Annotated in this window: 16 protein-coding genes; 12 read left to right on the top strand and 4 right to left on the bottom strand. The window is 69.1% G+C overall.

What is annotated here, in order from left to right:
• The first annotated feature begins 20 nt into the window (after nt 1-20).
• The 3 genes from ACFYY7_RS33265 to ACFYY7_RS33255 all read left to right on the top strand — a co-directional run bounded on the left by ACFYY7_RS33265 (nt 21) and on the right by ACFYY7_RS33255 (nt 3,124).
• The gene (locus ACFYY7_RS33265) at nt 21-485 is read left to right on the top strand and encodes a PH domain-containing protein (protein WP_388667547.1); all 465 of its coding nucleotides are present in this window, start codon (nt 21-23) and stop codon (nt 483-485) included.
• A 186-nt stretch (nt 486-671) separates the two neighbouring features.
• Nucleotides 672-2,021: a hemolysin family protein gene (locus ACFYY7_RS33260; RefSeq protein ID WP_351263397.1), complete on the top strand. Its 1,350-nt coding sequence runs from the start codon at nt 672-674 to the stop codon at nt 2,019-2,021.
• Nucleotides 2,018-3,124 carry a hemolysin family protein gene (locus ACFYY7_RS33255; RefSeq protein ID WP_388667546.1) on the top strand — a complete coding sequence of 369 codons (1,107 nt, stop codon included), beginning with the start codon at nt 2,018-2,020 and terminating at the stop codon, nt 3,122-3,124. The genes ACFYY7_RS33260 and ACFYY7_RS33255 overlap by 4 nt, the downstream gene beginning before the upstream one ends.
• A gap of 215 nt (nt 3,125-3,339) precedes the next feature.
• Here the strand turns inward: ACFYY7_RS33255 and ACFYY7_RS33250 are convergent, their stop codons facing one another.
• On the bottom strand, nt 3,340-5,253 hold the full coding sequence (locus ACFYY7_RS33250) for an AAA family ATPase (RefSeq protein ID WP_351263391.1): 1,914 nt from the start codon (nt 5,251-5,253) through the stop codon (nt 3,340-3,342).
• Between the two features lie 361 nt (nt 5,254-5,614).
• Nucleotides 5,615-6,244 (bottom strand): uridine kinase, encoded by a 630-nt coding sequence (locus ACFYY7_RS33245; protein ID WP_388667545.1) that lies wholly within the window; start codon nt 6,242-6,244, stop codon nt 5,615-5,617.
• 251 nt (nt 6,245-6,495) lie between these two features.
• On the opposite strand from ACFYY7_RS33245, the gene ACFYY7_RS33240 reads away from it, so the two are divergent.
• Nucleotides 6,496-7,887, top strand: coding sequence for a peptidase C39 family protein (locus tag ACFYY7_RS33240; protein ID WP_388667544.1), 1,392 nt, complete (start codon nt 6,496-6,498; stop codon nt 7,885-7,887).
• A 130-nt stretch (nt 7,888-8,017) separates the two neighbouring features.
• On the opposite strand, the gene ACFYY7_RS33235 is transcribed toward ACFYY7_RS33240, so the two are convergent.
• A complete protein-coding gene (locus tag ACFYY7_RS33235) occupies nt 8,018-8,521 on the bottom strand; it encodes a hypothetical protein (RefSeq protein ID WP_388667543.1) in 504 nt (167 codons plus the stop codon).
• 550 nt (nt 8,522-9,071) lie between these two features.
• Complete coding sequence (locus ACFYY7_RS33230) at nt 9,072-9,860, bottom strand: hypothetical protein (protein ID WP_388667542.1); 789 nt, start codon at nt 9,858-9,860, stop codon at nt 9,072-9,074.
• A 178-nt stretch (nt 9,861-10,038) separates the two neighbouring features.
• Here ACFYY7_RS33230 and ACFYY7_RS33225 point away from each other — a divergent pair, with 178 nt between their 5' ends.
• The 8 genes from ACFYY7_RS33225 (at nt 10,039) to ACFYY7_RS33190 (ending at nt 15,375) form a co-directional block, all read left to right on the top strand.
• Nucleotides 10,039-10,467, top strand: a complete 429-nt coding sequence (locus ACFYY7_RS33225) for an Asp23/Gls24 family envelope stress response protein (RefSeq protein WP_388667541.1) — start codon at nt 10,039-10,041, stop codon at nt 10,465-10,467.
• A 38-nt stretch (nt 10,468-10,505) separates the two neighbouring features.
• Entirely contained in the window at nt 10,506-10,709 is a 204-nt protein-coding gene (locus tag ACFYY7_RS33220) for a hypothetical protein (RefSeq protein WP_351263383.1), read from the top strand.
• Nucleotides 10,710-10,984: 275 nt separating this feature from the next.
• On the top strand, nt 10,985-11,185 hold the full coding sequence (locus ACFYY7_RS33215) for a hypothetical protein (RefSeq protein WP_388667540.1): 201 nt from the start codon (nt 10,985-10,987) through the stop codon (nt 11,183-11,185).
• The gene (locus ACFYY7_RS33210; protein ID WP_388667539.1) at nt 11,182-11,862 is read left to right on the top strand and encodes a DUF6286 domain-containing protein; all 681 of its coding nucleotides are present in this window, start codon (nt 11,182-11,184) and stop codon (nt 11,860-11,862) included. The genes ACFYY7_RS33215 and ACFYY7_RS33210 overlap by 4 nt, the downstream gene beginning before the upstream one ends.
• A gap of 8 nt (nt 11,863-11,870) precedes the next feature.
• A complete protein-coding gene (gene amaP / locus ACFYY7_RS33205; RefSeq protein ID WP_388667538.1) occupies nt 11,871-12,467 on the top strand; it encodes an alkaline shock response membrane anchor protein AmaP in 597 nt (198 codons plus the stop codon).
• A 412-nt stretch (nt 12,468-12,879) separates the two neighbouring features.
• Nucleotides 12,880-13,035, top strand: coding sequence for a DUF6131 family protein (locus ACFYY7_RS33200; RefSeq protein ID WP_388667537.1), 156 nt, complete (start codon nt 12,880-12,882; stop codon nt 13,033-13,035).
• Between the two features lie 113 nt (nt 13,036-13,148).
• The gene (locus tag ACFYY7_RS33195) at nt 13,149-13,607 is read left to right on the top strand and encodes an SRPBCC family protein (protein WP_388667536.1); all 459 of its coding nucleotides are present in this window, start codon (nt 13,149-13,151) and stop codon (nt 13,605-13,607) included.
• A gap of 889 nt (nt 13,608-14,496) precedes the next feature.
• Nucleotides 14,497-15,375, top strand: a complete 879-nt coding sequence (locus ACFYY7_RS33190) for a histone protein (protein WP_388667535.1) — start codon at nt 14,497-14,499, stop codon at nt 15,373-15,375.
• Nucleotides 15,376-15,379: the final 4 nt, after the last annotated feature.

Raw genomic sequence — 15,379 nt, 5'->3', positions numbered from 1 at the left:
CCGGAAGACAGAAGAACACCATGTCCGCCCCCGCACCCCGGCCCGAACTCCCCACCCTCCCCGTCACGTTCCGGCCGACCCGGACCCGGGTGGTCCTGCTGACCGTGGGGGCGGTGATGTTCCTCGTCATCACCGCCGTCGCGCTGACCCTGGAGCAGCTCGGTCCGGGGGAGCGGGCCAGCTTCGTCTTCACGGCACTGCTGTTCTTCGGAGTGCTCGCCCTGCTCAGCCGCCCGAAGGTCGTCGCGAACGAGGACGGGGTGACCGTGGTCAATCTCACCCGGACGCGCCGGCTGTCCTGGGCGGAGATCCTCCGGGTCAACCTGCGCGTCGGCGACCCCTGGGTCTATCTGGACCTCAGCGACGGGACCAGCATGCCCGCCCTCGGCATCCAGCCGGGAATCGCCAAACAGCAGGCCATCCGTGACGCCCGTACGCTCCGCGCCCTCGCCGAGAGCCGCGGTACCGGAACAGACATCGGCTGAGCCCCCTGCCCCGTACGGCCTCTTCTTGATTACTCTGGAGGGCGGCGGTGCCCCTGTGCACCCCGCCCCGCACCCAGAGGTCCATGAGACCGGCGGGGCTTTCCTGCGACCCAAGGAGTGACTCCTTCCAGCAATGGACGGATCGTCCGGTAGTACCTGCGCCGCCCCTTCCCCGGAGGCGGCGGCATGACCACCCCCCTGCTGCTTCTGAGCGCGGCATTCCTTCTCATCCTCGCCAACGGATTCTTCGTGGCAGCCGAATTCGGGCTCGTCACGGTGGAGCGGCCGGACGCCGAGCGCGCCGCCGCCGAGGGCGACCGGCGGGCCCGTACCGTCGTCGAAGCCCTGCGAGAACTCTCCTTCCAGCTCTCCGGCACCCAGCTGGGCATCACCATCACCTCACTGGTCGTCGGCATGCTCGCCGAACCGGCCCTCGCCCAGCTGCTCGACGGCCCGCTCACCGCGACCGGGCTGCCCGACGGAGCCGTTCCCGGCATCAGCGTGGTGATCGGGATGATGGTGGCCTCCGCCGTCCAGATGGTGATCGGCGAACTCGTGCCCAAGAACTGGGCGGTCTCCCGGCCGCTCCAGGTCGCCCGGTTCGTCGCCGGTCCCCAGCACCGTTTCTCCGCCGTGTTCCGGCCGGTGATCAGCCTGCTGAACACCGTGGCCAACCGGCTGGTGCGGCTGCTCGGCGTCGAACCCACCGACGAGCTGGCCTCCGCCCGCACCCCCGGGGAGCTGGTCTCCCTGGCCCGGCACTCGGCCGAGGCCGGCACCCTCGAACAGGACACCGCGGACCTCTTCGTACGGACCCTGTCGCTCGCCGGACTCACAGCCCAGCACGTCATGACCCCACGGGTGAAGGTCAGCGCCCTGCAGTCCTCGGCGACCGCACAGGACGTCCTCAACCTCACCCGCGCCACCGGCCTGTCCCGCTTCCCCGTCTACCGGGAGCGGATCGACGAGGTCGTCGGCATGATCCACCTCAAGGACGCGCTCGCCGTGCCCGCCCAGGACCGGCTGCGCACCCCCGCCGGACGGATCGCCGTACCGCCGCTGCTGGTCCCGGAGACCCTGCCCGTCGAACAGCTGCTCCAGCGGCTGCGCAACGAGCAGCCGATCGCCGTCGTGGTCGACGAGTACGGCGGCACCGCCGGAGTCGTCACCCTGGAGGACATCATCGAGGAGCTCGTCGGTGAGGTCAGGGACGAGCACGACGCCGAGGGCGCCGACCGGCCCGAGCTGGCCCCCGCCGCCCCGGAGGACGGCCGCCCGGCCTGGGACGCCGAAGGCAGCTGCCGGGTCCTCACCCTGCGCCGGATAGGGCTCGACGTCCCCGACGGGCCGTACGAGACCGTGGCCGGACTCGTCGCCGATCTGCTGGGACGCATCCCCGCCCCCGGTGACCGGGCCGAGCTGCCCGGCTGGCGGATCTCCGTCCGCCAGGTCGGCCACTACCGCGCCGAGAAGGTCCGCTTCGTCCGCACCGCCGAGGCCCCGGTGGCCGAGGACGTCCTGGAGGCCGTGCGATGAGCCTGGTCCAACTGCTCTTCGCCGCGTTTCTCGTGCTGGCGAACGGCTTCTTCGTCGGTGCCGAGTTCGCCCTCGTCTCCGTACGGCGCAGCCAGGTCGAGCCCCTCGCGGCGGCCGGCTCGGGCCGGGCCCGCCAGGTGCTGTACGGCCTGGAGAACCTGCCGCAGATGATGGCCGCCGCCCAGTTCGGCATCACCGTCTGCTCACTGACCCTCGGTGCCGTCGCCGAACCGACCGTCGCCCATCTGCTGGAGCCGGTCTTCCAGGCGATACACCTGCCCGAGGGCCTCATCCACCCGCTCGGCTACGTCCTGGCACTCGCTCTCGTGGTCTTCCTCCACCTCGTCATCGGCGAGATGGTCCCGAAGAACCTCGCGATGGCGGCGCCGGAGAAGACCGCGCTCTGGCTCAGCCCCGGCCTCGTCGGCTTCGCCCGCGTCTGCCGCCCGGTCACCGCCGCACTGGGCGCCTGCGCCCGGCTGGTGCTCCGGATCTTCGGCGTCGAACCGAAGGACGAGGTCGAGGCCGTCTTCACCAGCGAGCAGCTCAACCGGCTCGTCGAGGACTCCGGCCAGGCCGGACTGCTGGAGCCGGAGGCGCAGGAGCGGCTGGAGGACGCCCTGGAGCTGGGCAGCAGGCCCGTCACCGATGTGCTGCTGCACCGCGCCTCCCTGGTGACCGTGGACCCGTCCGTCACCCCGCACCGGATCGAGGAGCTGACCGTACGGACGGGCTACTCGCGGTTCCCGGTGTGCGCGGAGGGCGGCGGTCCGTTCATGGGCTACCTCCACGTCAAGGACGTGCTGGACCTGGAGGACGGCGAGCGGGCCGTCCCCCAGCACGTATGGCGTCCGATGGCGACCGTACGGGCCGAGCTGCCCCTGGACGACGCCCTGACCGTGATGCGCAGGGCGGCCACGCACCTCGCACAGGTCGCCGACGCCTCCGGCCGGATCCTCGGCCTGGTCGCCATGGAGGACGTCCTGGAGATGCTCGTCGGCGAGGTGCGCGACCCGGCCCACCGGGTGGCGGTGCCGCGCCGCGCGGTGGAGCCCGCGAGCACGACGACCGGATACGGCGAACTCACCGCGTCGGTGCGATAGGGTCTTTCGTTTGGATCAGGCCGGATCAGCGAGCGGGGTCCGGTGCCGTGCATCGTAAGACGGAGGAGGGAGTCAGGGCGGGGCCCTGGCGACCGACGACAACGCAGCGAGGTGCGGCACCGGGGCACGCGAGCCCGGCATGATCCAAACGAGAGGCCCTGGCCGTACTCCCGGTTGCCGGAGGGGCCGTGCCCGGTCGCTCCGGCGGACCGGGCTCACAGGGCCGGCGGCTCCTGCTGCCCCCGGTCCACCGGACCCCGGCCGGACAGCACCTCGCCGTACGCCTGCATCAGGTCCGGCAGCCGCAGGGTGGCCAGATCGTCCCGGCTCGGCACTCCCGGGTAGCCGGAGAGCCGCAGATCGCGGTAGGCGCAGCTCTTCTCGTACAGAGTGCGCAGGAACCGGCCGTTGCCCAGCTCGTCGATCCAGCCCTGCTCGACGACATGGCCGCTGATGGAACGCAGCTCGTCCAGGGACTCCTCGTCCCACGCGTCGCCGTTCTCCGCCGCCAGCACCTCGCCGATCGAGGTGAGCTCCAGCGGCCGGTAGCTCGGGAAGTCCACCCGGGTGGTGAAGCGCGAGGAGAGCCCCGGATTGGTGGCCAGCAGCCGGTCCATGCCCTCCGGGTAGCCCGCGAGGATGACCACGAGATGGTCCCGGTTGTCCTCCGCGCGCTTGAGGAGGACCTGCAACGCCTCGTCGCCGTACGCGTCGCCCTTGCTGTAGCCGCTGTTGGCGAGGCTGTACGCCTCGTCGACGAAGAGCACCCCGCCGAGCGCCGAGTCGATCAGCTCATTGGCCTTGACCGCGGTCTGGCCGAGGAACTCGCCCACCAGATCCGCCCGTTGGGCCTCGACCAGATGGTCGCCGCCGAGCAGCCCCAGCGCGTAGAAGACCCGGCCCAGGATGCGGGCCACCGTCGTCTTGCCGGTCCCGGACGGGCCGGAGAAGACGAAGTGGCGTTTCGGCGGCTGCACGGGCAGCCCCTGACCGGCCCGCAGCCGCGCCATGTTCAGCTGCGCGGACAGCGCCTTGACCTGGCGCTTGACGGGCTCCAGCCCCACCATCCGCTCCAGCTCGGCCAGCGCCTCGGCGAGCAGCACCGGATCGCTGGGCCCCGCGGGGAACGGGGCCGGCGGCTGTCCGGGCGCCGCGCCCCTGCGCCGCGCCCCGCCGGACGGCGGCGGCATCACGACGCCCGGAAGGCCGGACGTCTCGCCGCCGGGCCGCAGCTCCCGGCCGTCCACCGGATCGGCGCCGAGCAGCGGATCCGCTTCCGGCTGCGCCTCCGACACGGTGCCGTCCGTGCCGAGCCCGGCCAGCGACACGGCGGCCAGGCCCGCGGCCTCGTCGGAGCCCTCCAGGCCGTCGTAGTCCGCGATCGCGGCGAGCCGGGCCGAGGTGTCCATGAACGCCGGGTCGATCCGGTGCACCGCCCGGTAGAGCGGCAGGGCGGCGGCGCTGCGGCCGGTGCCCTCGTGCGCACGGGCCAGCCAGTAGCGCAGCTCCTTGCGCTGCGGCTGCTCGCTGCGGCAGCGCATCAGCGCGGTGGCGAGCAGTGGCTCGGCCTGCCCGTACATCTCCAGACGCACCCGGGCCATGCCACCGAACAGCCCCGCCTCGATGCCGAGCAGCGGATCGTCCACCAGCTGCTCGGTGTTGCGTACGAGCAGCTCCCAGTCCTTGACCAGGTACGAGCGGCAGGCGTGCAGAAAGCGCACCTGCGGGTCCGCGTCCACCGGCGGCAGGCCCGCGAGGGCGCGGTCCAGCTCGGGGACGTGGCGGCCGTCCAGCCAGTGCGAGGCGTGCGCCAGCAGCAGGTCGCGTGCGCTCTCCAGCACCGGCTGCACCCACCAGCCCAGCCAGTACCAGGAGTTGAGCGTGCGCCTGTGGCGGGTGCGCTGCTCGCCGAAGCGTTCGCGATGGCGGTACATGCGCAGCAGCGCCGTCGTCGTGTCGACCCTCAGCGCATGGAGGCCGAGCCAGCCGTCCGCCATGCCGGGATCGAGCCGGACCGCGGCCCTGAACTCCTCTTCGGCCTGTGGGTAGGCGCCCATGGTGTAGGCGTCCACGCCGCGCAGCCAGGCGAGGTCGGCCGGGGCCTGTGCGCCCTGAGTGCCGATGTCCATCTGGTCCCCCACAAACCGTGCCCCCAGGATGTCCCGCCGCACGATTCTGCCCACCCGGGGGCGCCGAATCACTTTGCCACGGACGGGAATTGACCGCACCGAGAGGCATCGTACCTGCGCAGGGAGTGTGCGGCTAAGAGCGCCGCAGGCCGAAGGGAGGCCGTGACCCAGGGTGAGCGGAATCCGCCGGACCGGTGTGGGGGAAGGGGCGTGAGGGCAGAACGAAGCCCCCGATCACGGGGGAACAACCGGGGGCTTCGCGTCTGTCGGGGCTTCGAAAAGCCGCACATTGAGAACGTAAGACCTGTACCGCCCTCGGGTCAAGCAGGGTTGGGGCACTTCCGGGGCGATTTCTCACCATTCAGGACGACGGGGCCACGCGCTCACGGTCCGTGACGGAATGGTCCGTTCCTGCTGGCGCTCCGGGCCCCTCCAGCAACTCGTACCCCACCGGCAACTGCCGTACCAGAGTGTCGGCGTGGGGGCGGGAAGGGTCGGCCGAGAAGTGCTGTGCCTCGGCCGCCGTCCAGCCGTCCCAGAACTCCGAGAGTGCCGACCCGTCCCTGCGTCGGCCGCGCTCCCAGGACCGCGCGGCAGGAAGGTCCATCCACAGCAGCCGGGCCAGCGACGGCCGCAGTGCCCGGCGCCCGGCCCCGACCCCCTCGATCAGGACCACCGGCGCGGGCTCCAGGGTGCGCGGCGTTCCGAAGCTCCGCGCGGTCCAGTCGTACGGCGCGTACCGCGCTCGCTCGCCGCGCTCCAGGGGTACGAGCACCTGCTCCCGCAGCCGGTCGGTCCAGGTGAAGAAGGAGTCGTGCGCGGCGATGTCGTCCAGGTGCAGGACGGGGGCGCCGCCGAGCGCGGCGGCCAGGCGGGCGGCGAAGGTGCTCTTCCCCGAGCCCGCATGGCCGTCCACGGCGATCAGCCGGACCGGTCCGCAGGACGGCGCAAGGGCGTGCAGCCGCCCGGCGAGGAGCGAGAGGTCGTTCATGCCCACCAGCCTACGAGCCGCTCCGGAGCAACCGCAGGTCATGCCAGTGGTCCAGACCAATATTGGTTTGCCGACGTGAGCCGAATCGCTGGCCGGATCCGGCCACGACCCGCAATAGTTGGCGCACTGTCGTGCACCTGGGGTCTTTCGTTTGGGTCAGGCCGGATCAGGCGCCGGGGCACGCGAGCCCGGCATGATCCGGACGAGCGGCCCCAGCAGCCCCATTCCGCTTCCGACCGGGGGTCTCGCCCATGAACAGACCGACCTCACGCCGAACCGTGCTGACTGCCGCGCTGGCGGCAGCGGCCGCCGCCGGGACGGTGTCGTCCGCAGGCTCCGCGACCGCCGCCGCAGCGGTGCCGTCCGCCGACGCTCCCTCCGCCACCCCGCCCCACGCCCCCTCGGCCCAGGCCCCTGCCGTGGACAACCGTTTCTGGCACAGCTACACCGACTGGCGCTCCGGCACCGGCGCCGGGACGCGAGTCGTCGCGGGCCGCCGTCCCGGGCTGGTGATCGACCACGCCACGGCGCGCACCGACTACACCGATCCGCACACCGGCAGGACCGCCACCTGGGAGTACGCGACCTGGACCTCTCCGGTCCACCGGTCCTCGGTTCCGGCGACCGAGGTGATCGCCTCCTGGAACGCCGATACCCCGGCGGGCACCTGGATCCAGGTCGAGCTCCTGGGCAGCTACTCCGACGGCACCTGGACACCCTGGTACGTCATGGGCCGCTGGGCCGCCGGCGACGGCGACATCCGCCGTACCTCCGTCGACGACCAGACCGACGGCAAGAGCTCCATCTGGACCGACACCTTCTCGGTGGACGACCCGGCGAGCGGACTGCGACTGGACTCCTACCGGTTGCGGCTCACCCTCCACCGCACCCCGGGCAGCCACCTGACGCCCACCGTCCGGCGGATCGGCGCGATGGCCTCCGACATCCCGGACCGCTTCACCGTGCCGGCCAGCACCCCCGGCCTCGCCCGCGAGCTGCGGGTCCCGCGCTACTCGCAGAACGTCCACGCGGGCCAGTACCCCGAGTACGACAACGGCGGCGAGGCCTGGTGCAGCCCCACCTCCTCGCAGATGATCATCGAGTACTGGGGCCGCCGCCCCACCGCCGAGGACCTCGCCTGGGTCAAGCCCGGCCTGGCCGACCCCCAGGTCTGCCACGCCGCCCGGTTCACCTACGACTACCAGTACGAGGGCTGCGGCAACTGGCCGTTCAACGCCGCGTACGCCGCGACGTACGACGAGATGAGCTCGGTGGTGACCCGGCTGGACTCGCTCAAGGACCTGGAGACACTGGTCCGCGCGGGCATCCCGGCCATAACGTCGCAGTCCTTCCTCAAGGAGGAGCTGACCGGCGCCGGCTACGGCACCTCCGGCCATCTGATGACCGTGATCGGGTTCACCGGCGACGGCGACATCATCGCGAACGACCCGGCCTCGCCGGACAACGAGGCGGTGCGCCGGGTCTACAAGCGCCGGGAGTGGGAAACCATCTGGCTCCGCACCAAGCGCTACGACGCGAACGGCAAGGTCAGAAGCGGTACGGGCGGGGTCTGCTACCTGTACTGGCCCGCAAGGCCGACGCCGAGGCAGCGTCGCGTCCTGGGATCGTTCGGCCTGCTGTGAGCATGTGCGGCGCCACGGCCACCTCGACCACCTGACGGCAGCGTTCCCGGCCGTCCTGGGTGAGGTGGCCGTACTTGGCCACCGTGACCTTGATCGAGCGATGCCCCAAGGGCTGTCCCGCAATGACCGCTCATAGCGTCGGGAACGGTGGGGTGTCGTCCATCACCTGCAACAACTTCCGATCAGGTGTTGCCTCCTCCGGCCGTACGGAGGAGGCAACACCCTCGATGACTGGCCGGCCGGCGTACACGGCTGCCCTTGCGGCTGCCTCCCAGCCGGTTTGCTGCCGGTAGCTCGTGTCGTGCTTGCGGTCCTGGGTCGCCGCAGCGGCGGAGTGCCACTGGTCGGTCCGGCAGATGCTTCCCAGTAGGTCCAACAACTCGGCCTTGCAGGCCACGTGCGGGGACCCGACCAGTTCGAGAAGGAACGGGACCGTGGGAGCTGTCGCCTCACCGACGACGAACCCCAGCGCGCAGATGGCATCGCCCAGGTCATCGATGGCGGTGCGGGCCGTGTCTCCATCTCCATATGCGATCCGGGACAGCAGAGGGGGAACACCGCCGGCCACAGCTCCCGTCGCATCGCGCAGTTCTCCCCAGCGGACCCCGGAGACGCTCCTCAACAGACTTCCCACGCCCTGCTCCTCATCAGATCCTCGTGCCGCTCCGGCGGTTCGTGAACGGTCCCCATCCGCCACCCGCCGCGCCCTGGGCCACCTTGGACACCAAGTGATCAAACCGGACAGTCCACGACCGTGGCGGCGGAGGGCCCCAGTGGTCCCCAGGAGCCAGTCCCGACCAATCACCCTCATGCCAAGAACAGTTGCGGGACAACCCTTGCGACCTCGTGCATGGTCAGCGGTGACGATGGCCCTACCGGCTCGTTGGGCCGTGCGTGGTGGGGATGCAGGGCACGTGGGTTGATCACGTCGGTGCGTCGGGTCACGGGCTTTCAGCGGCTGTGATCGCTGATTTGATGGCGGAGTTGGGGTCGGCCTGGCAGACCCGCAGAGATGCCGAGCTGCTCGACCGACCACGTCGGCGAGCGATCGGAGCGGACGCGAAGTACAAGTTGGTACTGCCCACCACACCGGCGTGATCAAAACGCCAACCACAAGCTCAACACGCCTCACCCCAACATGCACAAGGCCGTCAGTCTCGCCGTACCCAAGTGAAACGGAGAGGTCAGGCCGCGGTTTCTGCGATGAGGACGGCGGCGGTTACCGGGCCCGAGGTGTCACTGGTGGCTGCGTCGGCTACCGCCGCCCGGACGGCGCGGGCTACTTCCAGCGGATGGTACCCAGGAGCGACCGCAAGCTGGACCTCGATGTGCCGGCCTGGTGGTTGGTCATGTTGCTCCACTTTGACCGGGCGACTTCCCAGCACAGCGGTGAGGCGGGCCACGCCCGGAACAGCCGCTGCGACATTGGCCAGCTCCCCGAAGGGGCCCCGCATGGGTCCCGTTCCGGTCGTTGGAAGCGAGCTTCGCGCGGCTGCAGCCTCTGGCTGGGGCCCCATGGCGTTCTCTGCGGTCTGTGGCCTGACGCCTCTCTCCGGGCCCTCGTGGAGATCTGTGACGCGCAGATCAACTGACTCAGTGGCCAGGCCGAGTCTTTCCGCGGCCACATCGAGCAATGCGCTCCGCAACTGCTCCGCGGTGCGGGGCAGTGGCTGCCCCATGAATGCGGTGAATGCGGCCTCGATCCTGAGCGGGCCAGGGGGTAGCGCGCTGGCCGGCGGACGGACGGACGGCTCGGACACGGGTCCGAGTGATGCCGGTCCGATGCGCAGGCTTTCCAGCCGAACGCCGGGAATCTCGGCGGCCGTGCGCCCGAGGGCCCGGACGGCTGCTTGCTCGGTGATCCACGTCCCGTCGTCAGGCCCTCCGAGAGGGAGCAGCCGACCCAGGTCGAGTTGGCGCCGTACTGCCTGCATCCATGCCTCAGTTTTCACCGGACTCTCGCCCTCTTCCATGGTCGCGGTTCTCTTCCTCCTGCAGTGCGCCTCGATCCCGCAGATGCTCTGGGCAGGGGCACTTCGTACCACTCGTTGAACCCTCCGTCTCATGACTCAAACCCTGATAGATCCCACTAAAACGAATATAATCCGGTTAAAGAGTGCTAGGTGATCTCCTTCAGGGAGGAATAGCCCGATGACTGAGAACACCGGCGGAAAGCACGCCAGCGCGCCCGGCTCTCGCGGTCGGACGACCATTGCCGACGTGGTGGTAGAGAAGATCGCCGGAATGGCGGCTCGCGATGTGCTCGGCGTCCATGCCCTGGGTAGTGGATTTGCACGCTCGATGGGATCCATGCGGGAGCGGATGCCCGGCGCAGGTAGCGGTAAGTCCGTCACGCGCGGGGTCAGTGTCGAGGTGGGCGAGTTGCAGGCGGCCATCGATCTGGAGATCGTCGTCGACTACGGCGTCTCAATCACGGACGTGGCCAGTGACGTGCGCGAGAACGTGATCTCCGCAGTGGAGCGGATGGCGGGCCTGGAAGTCGTGGAAGTCAACATCGCGGTCAGCGATGTGAAGCTGCCCGACGAGGAGGACGAAGGGGAGCAGCAGCGGGTCCAGTAGCCAAGGGGGAGAAGCCCGCTTGAGCGAAGGAGCGCGTGATGAGCAAGGCTGTGGTCGGCTTGATTGCCGGAATGGCACTGGGCTTCGCCGGGTACTTCGGTGGCTTCTGGGCCTTCCTGCTGGTGCTGGTACTGGGCGCCGTCGGACTTGTCGCCGGGCGCTTGATGGAAGGTGATCTCGAGCCGGGTGACTTCATCCGCCGCCGCCATGACGACCACCAGCGGATGCGTGATAACCGGTGACAGGCTCAGGGGGACTGACGGTAGTGACCAGTGACGTCGAGCGTCCTCCGGGCGTTCCCCGCAGAGAGCGGGGTGCGACCACGGTCTCCGACCATGCCGTCGCGAAGATCGCTTCCCACGCAGCCCGCGAGGCGCTGAGCCGGTTCACCGATTCGGCCCGCCGTGTACCGCCCGGCCGCCGGGCACCACGCGTGACGACGTCTGTGCGGCGGGCACCGGAGCGGAACGAGCACGCCGCAGGACGAGTCGGCGATACCACCCATGGCCGTCCGGACATGCTCGGCGAAGTACGGATGCGTATCGCCGTGGAGCTGGGCTATCCGTCCGACATCGGCGCTCAGTGCGCTGCGGTGCGCCGCGAGGTCATCGAGCAGCTCAGGACATGGGCCGGCATGGACGTCTCCGAACTCACGGTGTCGGTCGAGAGGCTGCACTCGGTGCACTCGCGGCATAGAGACCGGGAGAGAGTGAGATGAGCGCGAACACCAGGCGGCAGCCGACCGGCGATTGTGACGTTCCCTCCGGTACGGGACAGGCAACTTCATCCGCAGGTACCCCCGCTGGGGGCGCGACAGCAGCGGTCCACGAATCGGGCCGGTCGGCGCGCCGCTTCTGGTCAGCGCGACGGATTCCCGCAGCCATTGTGGCGCTGCTCTCCGTCGCAGGCATGGGGCTGCTCCTGTACGACGTGGTCTCGGTGCGGGCAGACCAGCCCGGGATGAGCTGGCGACGGCGGCTCGCCGAGGAACTGGCCACACGACCGCTGGATGACATCTGGATGATCGTCGGGGCCGCGGTGGCGATGGCCCTTGGCCTGTTGCTTTTCCTGCTGGCGGTGACGCCGGGGCTGCGCAGAGTGCTACCCATGCGGCAGCCCACCGGAATTGCCAGAACAGTGGAGGTCCGCGCCGGGCTCGACCGCCACGCAGCCGCACTGAATCTGCGCGACCGGGCCGTACGGGTGTCCGGTGTGCAATCGGCACGGGTCGATTTCGGCCGCCGGAAAGTCAGAGCGCGGGCACAGGCACATTTCCGCGATCTCAACGAGGTCCACGCGGATCTGGACGCCGCGCTGAGCGAAGCCGTAGCGAACTTGGGTCTCGCCCGGAAGCCCACCCTGGACGTGCGCGTCCGGCGCCCGAAGAAGGGGTGAGGTGTCCCATGCTCAAGGCAGTGAACCGGGTGTTGCTGGGACTGCTCGGCCTTGGACTGTTCGCCCTGGGCGGCGGCGTGCTGCTCGGTGGGCTGGATCTGCAGCGCCACTGGGGGTTCGACATGCCGGGCTGGTGGCCCTTCCGAGGCCCGGAGGATGTCGTGTTGGGGACCTGGGGACGCGTCCGATGGCGGGAGGAGGGCTGGTGGTGGCCGGCCGTCATTGCGGTGCTCGTCGTGCTTCTCGCGCTGCTGCTTTGGTGGCTACTGGCGCAGTTGCACAGACACCGGCCGGGCCAGGTCCTCATCGAGAGCGAAGGTGATGTGGCGGCCCGACTCAACGGCCGTGCGCTGGAGGACGCAATCGAGGAAGAGGCGAAGGTGCTGGACGGGATCTCGCAGGTTCATGTGCGGCTGACGGGTCGGCCTGCTGCTCCGGCCGCACGAGTACGGCTGTTGCTCGACCCTCATGCAGAACCGGTGAGGACTCTGGAGCAACTGAGCGGGGAAACGCTCGCAAACGCACGGGACTCGGCAGGCCTGGACCGCCTACCGTCGGAGGTCCGGCTCCGGGAAGTCCGCCACCGCTCCCGCCGCGTCGCCTAAGGGCTGTCCACGGGGGATTGGTGTGGCATGGGTGTGGTGATCTCCCGCAGGGCTGCCAAACGAGCGTGGCAGCTCACGCTGTTGAGGTATCGGGTGGGCCGCTGAGAGACGGCCTGCCTTCGAGGGTGATGTCGAAGGCGTTCGGTGCGCGCCTCAGCGCGGCCTTTGCTGGGGAAGGACCGCGGGCCTTGACCGCCCGGCAGAGGCTTCTGCCGGGCGCTGACGGCCCGATACGGCGTCGCTGGTGCCGAGCGGCACTGGCGATGATGACGGCCAGGCGGAAGCGCAGGATGTGCCTGCCCTCGTGGCATGGCCTTTGCCTGGTCTGGTCGACGATCGCCTCGCGCGGTCTGCATCGCCGCATATACGTGTGAGGCGCATACTAAAAAGACCTGGGAGAACGGAGGACGCCATGATCATCCTCGGCGCCATTCTGCTGGTCATCGGTTTGGTGGCCGGCATATCGATCCTGTGGACTATAGGCATCGTGCTCGTCGCGATCGGCATCGTTCTTTGGATCCTGGGTGCTGTCGGGCATGCGGTGGGCGGTCGACGGCATTATTGGTAGTGCTGCCCCACTCCGGCAACCCGTGCACGCGGCCACGGTGATGTCCAGCGGCGGCTGTGATCCCGGTGCGCTCGGATGCCGCGTGCTATTCAGCGTCCCGGATGGGAGCACACATGGCTGTACGTCATAAGCTCATCGCCCGGGAGCCGTCCGCGCTCTGGGCGGTTCTGGAGGACGAGAGCCGTTACGCGGACTGGGTGGTGGGGACCTTGGACTCCGCCCCGGGCAACGGGTGTTGGCCGGAAGTCGGATCGTCGATCAAATACACGGTGCGTGTGGGGCTGAAAGAGTTCCACGGACATACGACGGTCCGTCGCCTCGATGCGCCGCACGCACTGGAACTCGAAGCGTACGGAGGGCCGTTGGGTACGGCACGGATCGCCTTCGACATCCGGCCGTGGGGCGACAAGACCCTGGTCATTCTCGACGAGCATCCGCTGCGCGGCCTGGGAGGGAGTCTCCACAACGCAGTTATAGACGCCTTTGCGCAGATCCGGCACCGCAGCATGCTGCGGCGACTTGCGGAAGTCGTCGAAGGACTACCCCAGGACGCGGGGCGAGCGAAAGGCTGAGAGGATCAGCCCCAACTGCGCATCAGCTGACTGGGTCCAGTAGATCAGTGAGACGCTCGGCCGGGGTTTCCCAGTCGAGTGTCTTTCGTGGTCGGCTGTTGAGTCCGGCGGCCACGACCTCCGGCCGCTCAGGTGTCTGCGACGAGAAGCCAATGTCGTTGGTGTTCTCCTTCGAGCCGCGCTGCCAGGGGCTCGCCGTTTAGCAGCAGTGGGCCGAATGTCTGTGGCCTTGGTGCACGGCTGGTGAGCAGCATCTCCACGCACTTGCCCCAGGTGCGGCGGAAGGAATTGATCGGTCACGGCGAAAGCGTTACGGGGGCCAAGAGGACTGTGGCCACACGGCAGATGAAGGATGGGCTCGTGCCGTTGTCCGCTATACCGCCAAAACATCGACCCCCACAGCGGCCGCCCACCCCGGCTGATGTGCCCGCCAGCTCCGCTCAAGGTGCGAGGCGCCCGATACCGATCAGACTTGAATGCATGGCAGAAGTACGACAGCCCGGCGGTGAAAGCCACGACTTGCGAGGCGCGGCGGAGCGATTTGGAAGCGCGCATCGTGAACACGTCGAGCCGCGTCCTGAGGGTCCGCCGCCCTGTTGCAAATTCTTCGCCGCTGCAGGAACTCATGTTCAGGCCGCCGGAGTCTGACCATGGGACTGCTCATGCTTCCCATCGCAGCGGTCCACGGTCTGGTCGGGGTGGCGGAAGCTCCGCGACACTGCCGAGCGCGAACTGCACGACTCAGGAGTGCTCCGCGCCCAGCTGGCTTTATTGAAATGGGAACTTGAAGACGGATATATCGACACGGAGGGAGTTCGAACCGGGAAGAGGAAGGGTTACTCGACCGGCTAGGTCGGCCCCGCACCGAACGATCGAAGGTGACGCACTCATGGATGACACAGCCAAGGTGACCCTCGCGGCCGCGGTAGTGGGCGGCTATGTGCTGGGCCGGACGAAAAAGGGCCGGCTGGCCCTGACCATAGCAACGTACCTGGCAGGGAGACGATTCGGCCTAGAACCCCGACAGCTTGCAGCCGAAGGGATGCGCAGACTAGGAGAGATTCCCCAGTTCGCCGAGCTGCAGGAGCAGCTGAAAGGGGAAGTCTTCGACGCAGGCCGTAAGGCAGTGGCTGCCGCCGCCGACCGGGGCATGAGTTCGCTTGCCGACGCCATCAGCGACCGTACGGCCCGGCTCGGTGAGAAGCAGGATGAGGGGGAGGAAGAGGGGGACGAGGAGGAGTACGAGCTGGAAGAGAGAGGCGCAGAGTACGAGGAAGAGGAGGAACCGGAAGAGGAAGAGCCGGAGGCCGAGTACGACGAGGGCCAGGAGGCTGAGGAAGAGGAGGAGCAGCCAGAAGAGGAATACGAGGAGGAAGAGGAAGAGCCGGAAGCGAGGCAGCCGAAGCAGCGCCGCAGTTCTCGTCAATCAGCCCAGCCCAGAGGAGGCGCGGCGCGGAAGAAGGCTGCTCCCGCCCATGGAGAGAAGCCTCGGACGGCCAAGAAGTCTTCCGCGCGGAAGGCGGCCCCGGCAAAGAAGACGGCTGCGAAGAAAACTGCGCCGGCCAAGAAGCCTGCCGCCCGGAAGACGGCCCCGGCAAAGAAGACGGCTGCGAAGAAAACTGCGCCGGCCAAGAAGCCTGCCGCCCGGAAGACGGCCCCGCCAAAGAAGACGGCTGCGAAGAAAACTGCGCCGGCCAAGAAGTCCGCCGCACGGAAGACGACGTCGTCGAAGCGAGCAGCGTCCAAGCGCGCCGATCGCCGGAGGTAGCCAG

Origin of the sequence: Streptomyces sp. NPDC001933, from assembly GCF_042890955.1 — a bacterium.
GTDB lineage: Bacteria > Actinomycetota > Actinomycetes > Streptomycetales > Streptomycetaceae > Streptomyces.
This window is presented reverse-complemented; position numbering and strand designations above follow the sequence as displayed.